We start from the raw sequence: 9,816 nt of genomic DNA, 5'->3' as shown, positions 1-9,816 counted from the left end.
CACTGTTCATGATCGGCTTTCTTGCGGCCTTGAGTGATGCGCTCACCAGTCCGCAAATATCCCGCCAACTGGGCAGCAACGTCACCGCCAGCATCGCGGTGTTCACCGGGCTGTTCGCCTCGGTGGTGTTTTGTATGCTGGTGATCAAATTGCGTCGGCCGGTCGCGCACTTGATTCGAAACCGCTCGTTGGCGGGCCGTTTGCGCCAACCGGCGCTGCAAGAGTCGTTGAAGATCTTTTCCAGTGTCTGGTATTTGCCGATTCTGCTGATGATTGTGGTGTCGGCGATTCATTTGATCGGCGCGGGTGAAGACAGCCAGAAGGCGCTGCGCTGTGCATTGCTGACCACCGTGTTGTTGATCGCTACGGTATTTTTGAGCACGGTGTTCCAGCATCTGTTCAAACCCAACGAGGCCGATGATCGCAGCGATCATGTCTATAAAACGCGGCTGTTAAGCCTGCTGCATGCGGTGTTGCGAATTGTTCTGGCCATCACCTTCATCGAGGTGCTGGGGCGGATTTGGGGGTTCTCGCTGCTGGAGTTCGCCCAAGGCAATACTGTCGGCCGGGCCATCAGTGATTCACTCAGCCGGATTGGCCTGATTTTTCTGGTCACGTGGCTGTTGTGGGTGATCCTCGATACGGCGATCCAGGAAGCCCTGAAGCCACCGATCAATAAACGCTCATCGCACCAGCCCAGCACCCGAATAAAAACGATTTTGCCGCTGCTGCGCAACGCGATAAAAATCATCCTGCTGGTGATTTGCACCATCACCACCATGGCCAATCTTGGGATCAATGTCGCGCCGCTATTGGCGGGTGCCGGTGTGGTCGGGCTGGCAATTGGTTTTGGTTCGCAGCAGTTGGTACAGGACGTGATCACCGGCCTGTTCATCATCATTGAAGACACTATTTCCATCGGCGATTGGGTGGTACTGGATTCCGGGCATTCTGGAACGGTTGAAAGCCTGACCATCCGCACCCTGCGTTTACGGGATGGCAAAGGCTTCGTGCACTCTGTGCCGTTCGGCCAGATCAAGGCGGTGACCAACCAATCGCGGCAATTTGCGTATGCGTTCTTTGCTATCCAGTTCACGTACGACACGGACATCGACTCCGCCACCGCGTTGATTCGTGAAGCGGGCAGTTCCATCAGCGACGACGTGTTGCTCAATAGCAACCTGCAAGGGCCGCTTGAAGTGTTCGGGCTGGACCGCATGGACCTCAACGGGATTGTGCTGACGGCGCAATTTCGAACTGTCTCGGGTGGGCAATATGGTGTCAGCCGTGCGTTCAATGAACGCTTGAAACGGCTTGTGGATAAAACCCCGGACGTTCGCTTCGCCCAAACTTATCCACAGATGGTCATGAGTCCGCATGGCGAGAACAGCGGCGCAGACCAGCAGCCCGCACCGGCCAAACCCACCGTCACCAACGGTGATGGATCAGAAAGCCCCGCGCCTACGTAAAGACCTACAGCGGGAAGTTCAAATCTGTGGGACCGGATTCATTCGGGAAGCAGGCGACACGGTTTTAATGCAGCAACCGATCCCTAAGCAGCGCCGTGGCTTGCGGGTCCAGCTCCAACCAATACTGCGGTTTGCCGGCGATAATGGCTGCGGCTGGAATCCCATCGCGATAGACCAATCGATTGCCTGCCAGCGCCGGTACTTTGTTGCCGGGCAGCAGGGTGCCCACCAGATTCAGCGGATCAGCGCCGCACAGGCTGATCAAACTGCCATCCAGTGGTCGCCGACGAACTTCCCGCATCAACGGAATGGCTTCCGGCAACGCAAACTGTTCACCCGCCAGACCACTGATAAACCGTCCGCCACGAATCTCGCCGCGCGCTTCCAGTCGATGAAACGTGCGCAACAGTTCACGCCAACTCGGCAACCAGTCCGCTTCACGCTCCAGCACCCGCCAAAACACCACGCCGTAGCGTCGAAGCAGGGTCATGGCCACATGTTCGAGGGTTTGCGGCGCAGTGTTTTTATACCGAGCGGTTTCATTGGGCTCTGCAACAGGCGAACGCCGCAACAAAGCCCAGCGCCCGGCATCGTCCATACCACCAATAAACGCACCGCGGTTACGTCGGCTGGTGTGTGCCGAGCGCTTACTGGCCGGGGTGATCAGCGCCCGTAACCCGGCAAAGCTGTCTGCATTTATCAATCCGGCACCGACTAATTCTTGCAGCGCATTCTCTAGCTCGGTGCGCAGCAAGTGGGCTTCTTGTACCAGCTCATCAAAAAACAACGCGCCGTGGCTGGCCAGTGCGGCATGGACTTTTTGTGCGCGCAGTGACAGTTCCGACGGCGGCGGTTGTTCCGTCAGCTCGCTCCACAAGCGCACTTGGCTGCGCGGTAACAAGACGATGGGCGTACTGCGCAACGCCGCACTGCCGGTTTTGTTGCGCGGGGCCAATCGCATCCACACTGTTTTACCCGAGCGGCACAGCTCATCGAGCCAGGTCAGCGAATAGTCCTTGAGTCGGGCCGCAAGAATATCGCTGTCCCAAGCGCTCGCCGCTGCGCAATAGCCTTCCAATTGCTCAACCACTTGAGGCAGCGCCGCCTTACCTTGGCTGCGGGTAACGCTGGACAGGTGCTGCCAATCGAACAGAAATCGCATGAAATCCTGCAACGAGACCGGCTCGATCTCCCGCCGCAGGCGCTTCACCGTATAGCGATGAATGCGCGCCAGTAAATGCCGCTCGCACCATTGATCATCAAGCGTTCCGGGGCTGAAGCGACCCTGCAGTACGTAGCCTTCGCTTTCCAGTCGAGCCAGTGCCTGGGCCACCCGAGCGACAGGCAACGCCAGAGGTTCGGCTATCGCCGCCACAGACAATGGACCAAAACCAGCAAGGCGCGCACGGACGATTTCCACGGTGGCCTCGTCCTCATTCCACGACTCATCGAACCCATCTAACGCGTGTAACGGCGGGTGCATTTCTGCCTGTGGATATACCGCACGCAAGCAGGTCAGGCGTTCGAGGGCTAACCACAAGGCGCCGTCCGGGCTGACTTGTAAGCGCGTTGCGCGGCCACTGTTAGCCAAGGCCTCAAGCCATCCCAACCACTGCGGATGCTCACGAGCCTCGGCACCGCTGACGCAACTCAGGGTCATCAACGCTTCGTGCATTTCATCGAGGGTCTGCGGCTGCGGCCAGGCTTCTTCGCCGACTGCGGCAATCGCATCGGCATCCAGCGCGCCTAGATCGTCGGTGGAGCTGGGATCGCTCCAGCGCCGGTTGAGCACTGCTTGAGTGCGGCGCTCTTCCAGCGGCGCGTCGTCCAGAAACGCAAACGGCCGCGCATTCAGAATCTCCGCAGCCAACGGTGAGGGCGCGGGCAAATCCCGGCTGATCAAGCGTACATCGCCGCTCTCCATGCGCCGCAGTAGGGTCAGCCATCCTTCGCAATCCATGGCCTCGTGCAGGCAGTCGTCGAGGGTCTGTTCTATCAGCGGATGGTCGGGAATTTCACGCTCGCCGACCACGTTCTCCAGGCACGCGATCTGGTCTGGAAACACCGTGGCGATCAGGTCTTCGCTCTTCATGCGTTGCAGTTGCGGCGCTACTTTTCGTCCACCGCTGTAACGGGGCAGGGCCAACGCGATGCTGGCGCTCCAGCGCCAACGCACGCCAAACAACGGCGCATCCAATACCGCTTGAATCAGTAGATGTTCACCATTGTTAGCCTTGATGTAGCGCCAGACGTCGTCCAGTTCGAAGCTGTGGCTGGTGGACAACGACAATACGATAGCGTCTTCGCTGGCTGCCGCTTGCAGCTCGAAATTGAAGGTGCGACAAAAGCGTTTGCGCAGCGCCAGCCCCCAGGCACGGTTTATTCGACTGCCAAAGGGCGTGTGGATAATCAGTTGGGTACCGCCCGACTCGTCGAAAAACCGCTCCATCAGCAACGTGTCTTGGGACGGCAAGGCACCCAGCGCCAAGCGCGTACGGGCCAGGTAGTCCACCAATTGTTCAGCACTGCCCACGTCCAGCCCCAGCGTATTCATGAGCCAATCGATGCACGGCTGTAAATCGCCGGGGCTGGCGCCTAGCAGTTCATCGATGTGCGCCTGCAACCGCGCCACGGCGAACGACAGTTCCGCACTGCGCCCCGGGGCTTCACCGAGCCAGAACGGGATCGTCGGCGATTGACCGTGGGCGTCCTCAACCCGCACTCGGCCCGTTTCTACGCGCAAGATGCGATACGACGTGTTGCCCAGCTGGAACACGTCGCCGGCAATACTTTCCACGGCGAAGTCTTCGTTCACCGTGCCGATGTTTAGCGCCTGAGGTTCGAGTATCACACTGTAGTCGGCATTGTCCGGAATGGTCCCGCCACTGGTGACCGCGGTTAGTTTGCTGCCGCGTCGTCCGCGCAAAGTACGGGTCATCGCGTCGCGATGCAGGTAAGCGCTGCGTACCCCTTGGCGGCCGCTGTAACCTTCGGCGAGCATGCGCAACAGTGCCTGAAAATGAGCTTCATCCAGCTCGGCGTAGGGTGATGCCTGACGTACCATGTCCAGCAACGCCTGCTCCTGCCATTCTTCGCAACTGACTTCGGCAACGATCTGCTGTGCCAAAACATCCAGCGGCGCAGTGGGGATCAGCAGGGTGTCCAACTCGCCACGGCGCACGCAATCGAGCAGCGCGGTGCATTCGATCAGATCATCGCGGGATGTCGCGAACAAGCGACCTTTGGGGGTGCCGCCGACCTGATGTCCGGAGCGGCCAACCCGCTGCAGGAACGCGGCGATAGAGCGCGGCGATGCAATCTGACAGACCAGGTCGACATCGCCGATATCAATCCCCAACTCCAGCGAGGCGGTGGCGATCAGCACTTGTAAGTCGCCGCGCTTGAGTCGTTGTTCGGCGTCCAGGCGCTGCTCTTTTGCCAGGCTGCCGTGGTGCGCGGCAACCGCCTCTTTCGTCAGCCGCTCGCTGAGATGCCGAGCCAAGCGTTCGGCCATGCGCCGGGTGTTGACGAAAATCAGCGTGGTGCGGTGTTCACGGGCCAGTTGTGCAAGCCGGTCATACACCAACTCCCACACATCGTTGGCCATCACTGCGCTTAGCGGCACAGGCGGCACTTCGATGGCCAGATCCCGTGGCCGAGCATGGCCAATGTCGACGATGGCGCACGGCCGTTTGAGCGGATCGCTGCCCACCAGAAACCTCGACACACGCTCGATGGGTTTTTGCGTGGCCGACAGACCGATGCGCAACAACGGCTCACCGCCCTGATGCTTGTCGCACAAGGCCTGCAAGCGCTCCAGACTGAGTGCCAGATGGCTGCCACGCTTGCTCGACGCGATGGCATGGATCTCGTCGACGATCACCGTGCGGACAGTCGATAACATGCGTCGACCGGAGTCGGAGCCCAGCAATACGTAAAGCGATTCGGGGGTGGTCACCAGAATGTGCGGCGCGGTCTTGCGCATCGCAGTGCGTTCTTTCTGGTGGGTATCACCGGTACGCACAGCCGTGGTGATGCGCAGTTCGGGCAGACCCATCCGTGCCAGTTGTTCGGTAATTCCGGCCAGCGGGTTTTGCAGGTTGATCTGGATGTCGTTGGACAGCGCTTTGAGCGGTGAGACATAGACCACAAAGGTCTGGTCCGGCAGCTCGCCGCCATTGGCCAAACCGTGATGAACCAGGTCATCAAGCACCGCCAAAAACGCCGTCAGGGTTTTGCCTGAACCGGTTGGCGCGGCGATCAAGGTTGAACGCCGCGCCTTGATCAGCGGCCACGCGCGGGCCTGGGCCGTGGTCACTGCCGGGAACGTGGCGTTAAACCAGGTGCTGACCGCAGGGTGAAACTCGCTCAGGACCGGGTCGGGGAGGGTGAGAAGATTCATCAACGATTTATGCGGGCGGCACAGTCAAGATGCAAGCGTCTCCTGCCAAAAGGCTTAGGCTGTCTTGGCCCCATCGTTTTGGATGCAAAAAAATACGCAAACCCATACAGGCCGGGCGCCTCTTGGGAGATAGGGATCAACGTGTTATGTTTGCAGACGTTTTTATTGATTTTTTTTAAACTGATTCTGATAGCGAGCCTGCTGACTCTATGCGAATGCGCCTTATGCTGTTGGGCGGCGGGAATGCCCTTGGGCAGGCGCTGATTCGTCTTGGTGCCGAGGAAGATGTTGGTTTCCTCGCACCGCGCCCACCGGAAAACGGTTGGGATGCTGCGAGCCTGACGCAACTGCTTGATGACACCCGCCCTGATGCTTTGATCAATCTTGCTTATTACTTCGACTGGTTTCAGGCGGAGACCGTGAGCGATGTACGGCTGGCTGGCCAAGAACGCTCCGTCGAGCGCCTTGCCGAACTGTGCCAGCACCACAACATTACGTTGTTGCAGCCTTCCAGCTATCGAGTGTTCGATGGCTCGCGGGCGACTGCTTATAGCGAAAAAGACGAGCCGGTGCCGTTGGGGCAACGGGGTCAAGCATTGTGGCGAATTGAACAAAGTGTGCGCGCTACCTGCCCGCAACATGTGCTGTTGCGCTTCGGCTGGTTGTTGGATGACAGCGGCGACGGCGTGCTGGGGCGATTGCTCAAACACGCCGAGCAACCGCAGGAATTGCTCATGGCCGATGACCGCCGTGGCAACCCGACACCGGTCGATGATGCGGCCAGGGTCATTATCTCGGTGCTCAAACAACTCGATTGCGCGGCGCCGCTGTGGGGTACCTATCACTACGCCGGCCACGAAGCGACCACGCCGCTGGCGCTGGGGCAGGCGATTTTGACCGAAGCGCGTTTGTTGCACCCGCTGGCGATTGAAGCACCGACCGCACAGGCCCATGCCGCTCGGGCCGATGCTGCCGAGGAGCCACAACACGGCGTGCTCGCCTGCAAAAAAATCCTCCATACCTTTGGTATCAAGCCGCGCGCCTGGCGTGCAGGCTTGCCAAGCCTACTGGACCGTTACTATCGCCATGCTTGATGCTCCTGTTTTAATCACCGGCGGCGCCGGCTTCATTGGTTCGCACCTAGTCGACGCACTGCTTGCCAAAGGCTATGCCGTGCGCGTCCTCGATGACCTGTCCACCGGCAAGCGCAGCAACCTTGCGCTGGAAAATCCACGTCTGGAATTGATCGAAGGCGACGTCGCCGATGCCGCGTTGGTGGCTCGCGCTGCCATCGGGTGTCAGGCCGTCGCGCACTTGGCCGCCGTCGCTTCGGTACAGGCATCGGTGGACGATCCGGTTCGCACCCACCAAAGCAACTTCATCAGTACCTTGAACGTGTGCGAAGCCATGCGTCAGGCCGGGATCAAGCGCGTCTTGTTTGCGTCGAGTGCGGCGGTGTACGGCAACAACGGCGAAGGCGAGTCCATCGATGAAGACACGGCTAAGTCGCCGTTGACGCCGTATGCGTCAGACAAGCTATCGAGCGAGTATTATCTGGACTTCTATCGTCGCCAGCATGGGCTGGAGCCGGTGATGTTTCGATTTTTCAATATATTTGGCCCACGCCAAGACCCATCGTCGCCGTACTCCGGTGTGATCAGCATTTTCTGTGAGCGCGCTGAAAAAGGCCTGCCCATCGCGATTTTTGGCGACGGCGAGCAAACCCGTGATTTCGTTTACGTGGGTGATTTGGCTGCAGTGTTGGTGCAGGCGCTGGAGTTGCCGGAAGTCGAGGTGGGGGCTATCAACGTTGGTCTCAATCAGGCGACTACGCTGAACCAGTTGCTGGAGGCGTTATCGCAGGTGATTGGGCGTTTGCCAGAGGTGAGTTACTTGCCGGCGCGCTCGGGGGATATCCGCCATTCACGGGCTAACAACAGTCGCTTGCTGAAGCGCTTTGAGTTTCCGCAGCCGACACCGTTGAGTGTTGGGCTGGCTCGGCTTTTGGGGCGCTGAAAAAATACCCGAATGAATTCGGTCCCACAGAAGATCGCATATCAACTGTGGGAACGAATTTATTCGGGAAAGCCTCGACGCGGTGTGTGAGGTTAAAACTTGTAGCCCAAGCCAACCATGTAGACCCACGGATCTACGTCCACACTGACCTTGGTCTGGCCGACGCCCAGTGCGGTGGGGCCGTCGACCGTGGCTTTGGTGCTCATGTCGATATACCAGACCGAGGCGTTAAGCATTACTCGGTCGGTCAGCATGTAATCGGCACCCAACTGCCCGGCAATCCCGACTGAATTCTGGACCTTTAGATTGCTGAAGCCTTCGTCCTTGCGCTGGCTGGTCAGGTCGCCGCCAAAAAACGCCGTGTAGTTCAAGCCCACACCGACGTAGGGCTGAAACTTCGATGTCGTTTCCAATGGGTAGTACTGCAACGACAAGGTTGGCGGCAGTTGTTTGATGTCACCCAACTTGCCATCCAATGCCGGGCCGAGGCCTTTGACACCGACCGTGTGCTGGAACGGCGTGGCCGCCAACAGCTCGATGCCGAAATGGTTGGTGAGCATGTACGCCACCGCCAATCCGAGCTGGGTATCGCTGTCGAGGGTCGCTTTGGTGCCGGAAACTTTGGCGCCATCCAGTTTCAGATTGCCGCTGTCTTCATTGGGGCTCACCGTCGCCGCACCGGCACGAACGATGATGTCGCCGGCTTCGTGGGCCTGTGCGACGAGGGAGGCGCTGAGCGCCAGCGCAAAAAGAGACGCGCCGAGCAGTGACTTGTGCATGAAAGCTCCATTAGACGATTAATTGTGGCGATGTCTAATGGTAGGGCGCGACTGCCGTGGGCCTTTTGACCCAGCTCAATAAAATGGATGGCGAGACGCCGGGTGATTCAAAGGGGATTTCAAACTACCCGTGGGACCGAATTTATTCGGGAAGAAAGCGCCGCGGTTTGTCTGAAGATCCGCGATACCCCATTTCCCGAATGAATTCGGTCCCACGGAAGATCAAGATATTTGTAAAAGCGATGGACAGAGCTCAAGAATCCGGCAGCTCATACGCATAGATTTTCTCAGCCGCCATTTTGTAGCCGGCATCGGCAAGCTCACTGGTCGACGCTTCGACTTTCATCGAGCCCTCGATCCAATACGGCTGATACAGCTCGTCAAGTTTCACCCCGACTTTGCTGGTCACGTAAACGATCTGGTTCGACGGCGGTGGCGGCACGTGGATGCAGGCGCCGAAATACGGGACCAGTAAAAATTCCGTCACCCGGCCTTCTTCGGTGACTTCCAGCGGCACGATATAGCCCGGCAAGCGGATGTGCTGACCGTTGAGCGCTTTGACCACGGGGGCTGAGGGCGCCTGCTGTTTGGCCGCGGGCGCTGACTCCGCCGACAACGCGTCGGCCATGCCTGACAGGTTATGAATCGGCGCGGTTTGCGGCGGCAGTTTCGGCGCATCGGGCGGGATCATCTGCTCCCAGGTCAAATCACGCGGCTGCGCATCTGCGGCCCACGTGGGCGTCGCGGCCAGTAACGGCGCAATCAGCAGTAACAGCGCTAGCAGTGGACGCGACATGGTGGAAACCCTCATAAACGAATCGACAAACCGTCAGCCAGTGATTGGCGGTAGGCGCGCCATGCGGGCACGGTACCGATCAACAGCGCGGCAGCCAGAATACCCCCGAGCAGTGTCCATTCATATTCGCTAGGCAGCGACAGTGGCAAGAACAGCCCGTAATTGGACTGCACGTAACCTTGCGCCGCCGCGATCCCGACGTACAACAAGACCACGCCACTGACCACACCCGCCAAGGCCAGGGCAAAGGCTTCGAGAATCAACAAACTGGCAATATGCCAAGGCCGGGCGCCCACGGAGCGTAGAATCGCCATCTCGCGGCGGCGTTCGTTGAGGCTGGTCAAGATCGCGGTG

The 9,816-nt window shown here is 59.2% G+C and carries 7 protein-coding genes; 3 read left to right on the top strand and 4 right to left on the bottom strand.

Annotated features, from left to right (window positions below; all coding sequences use genetic code 11):
* On the top strand, positions 1 to 1,469 hold a 1,469-nt coding region (locus M0974_RS30210), incomplete at its 5' end, for a mechanosensitive ion channel domain-containing protein (RefSeq protein WP_297845589.1).
* A 64-nt stretch (positions 1,470 to 1,533) separates the two neighbouring features.
* Here M0974_RS30210 and M0974_RS30205 read toward each other — a convergent pair.
* Positions 1,534 to 5,871 (bottom strand): crosslink repair DNA glycosylase YcaQ family protein, encoded by a 4,338-nt coding sequence (locus tag M0974_RS30205; protein WP_297845587.1) that lies wholly within the window; start codon positions 5,869 to 5,871, stop codon positions 1,534 to 1,536.
* 209 nt (positions 5,872 to 6,080) lie between these two features.
* Between M0974_RS30205 and M0974_RS30200 the strand changes: the two genes are divergently transcribed.
* Together M0974_RS30200 and M0974_RS30195 are read left to right on the top strand one after the other, a co-directional pair.
* A complete protein-coding gene (locus tag M0974_RS30200) occupies positions 6,081 to 6,965 on the top strand; it encodes a sugar nucleotide-binding protein (RefSeq protein WP_297845585.1) in 885 nt (294 codons plus the stop codon).
* On the top strand, positions 6,958 to 7,887 hold the full coding sequence (locus M0974_RS30195; RefSeq protein WP_297845583.1) for an NAD-dependent epimerase/dehydratase family protein: 930 nt from the start codon (positions 6,958 to 6,960) through the stop codon (positions 7,885 to 7,887). Before M0974_RS30200 ends, M0974_RS30195 begins: the two co-directional genes overlap by 8 nt.
* Before the next feature lie 92 nt (positions 7,888 to 7,979).
* On the opposite strand, the gene M0974_RS30190 is transcribed toward M0974_RS30195, so the two are convergent.
* From M0974_RS30190 to M0974_RS30180, 3 genes are all read right to left on the bottom strand, one after another.
* Positions 7,980 to 8,666 carry an OmpW family outer membrane protein gene (locus M0974_RS30190; protein ID WP_297845581.1) on the bottom strand — a complete coding sequence of 229 codons (687 nt, stop codon included), beginning with the start codon at positions 8,664 to 8,666 and terminating at the stop codon, positions 7,980 to 7,982.
* Between the two features lie 253 nt (positions 8,667 to 8,919).
* A complete protein-coding gene (locus M0974_RS30185; RefSeq protein WP_297845580.1) occupies positions 8,920 to 9,462 on the bottom strand; it encodes a DUF3299 domain-containing protein in 543 nt (180 codons plus the stop codon).
* An 11-nt stretch (positions 9,463 to 9,473) separates the two neighbouring features.
* Positions 9,474 to 9,816, bottom strand: a 343-nt coding sequence (locus M0974_RS30180) for an ABC transporter permease (RefSeq protein ID WP_297845579.1), incomplete at its 5' end; no start/stop codon positions are given.

It is taken from the genome of Pseudomonas sp. (genome assembly GCF_026224925.1).
GTDB lineage: Bacteria > Pseudomonadota > Gammaproteobacteria > Pseudomonadales > Pseudomonadaceae > Aquipseudomonas.
This window is presented reverse-complemented; position numbering and strand designations above follow the sequence as displayed.

Bases quoted from the DNA above. Each gene is read 5' to 3' on its own strand.
- M0974_RS30200 (WP_297845585.1), top strand. From the start codon at position 6,081: ATGCGAATGCGCCTTATGCTGTTGGGCGGCGGGAATGCCCTTGGGCAG.
- M0974_RS30190 (WP_297845581.1), bottom strand. From the start codon at position 8,666: ATGCACAAGTCACTGCTCGGCGCGTCTCTTTTTGCGCTGGCGCTCAGC.
- M0974_RS30185 (WP_297845580.1), bottom strand. From the start codon at position 9,462: ATGTCGCGTCCACTGCTAGCGCTGTTACTGCTGATTGCGCCGTTACTG.
- M0974_RS30205 (WP_297845587.1), bottom strand. From the start codon at position 5,871: ATGAATCTTCTCACCCTCCCCGACCCGGTCCTGAGCGAGTTTCACCCT.
- M0974_RS30195 (WP_297845583.1), top strand. From the start codon at position 6,958: ATGCTTGATGCTCCTGTTTTAATCACCGGCGGCGCCGGCTTCATTGGT.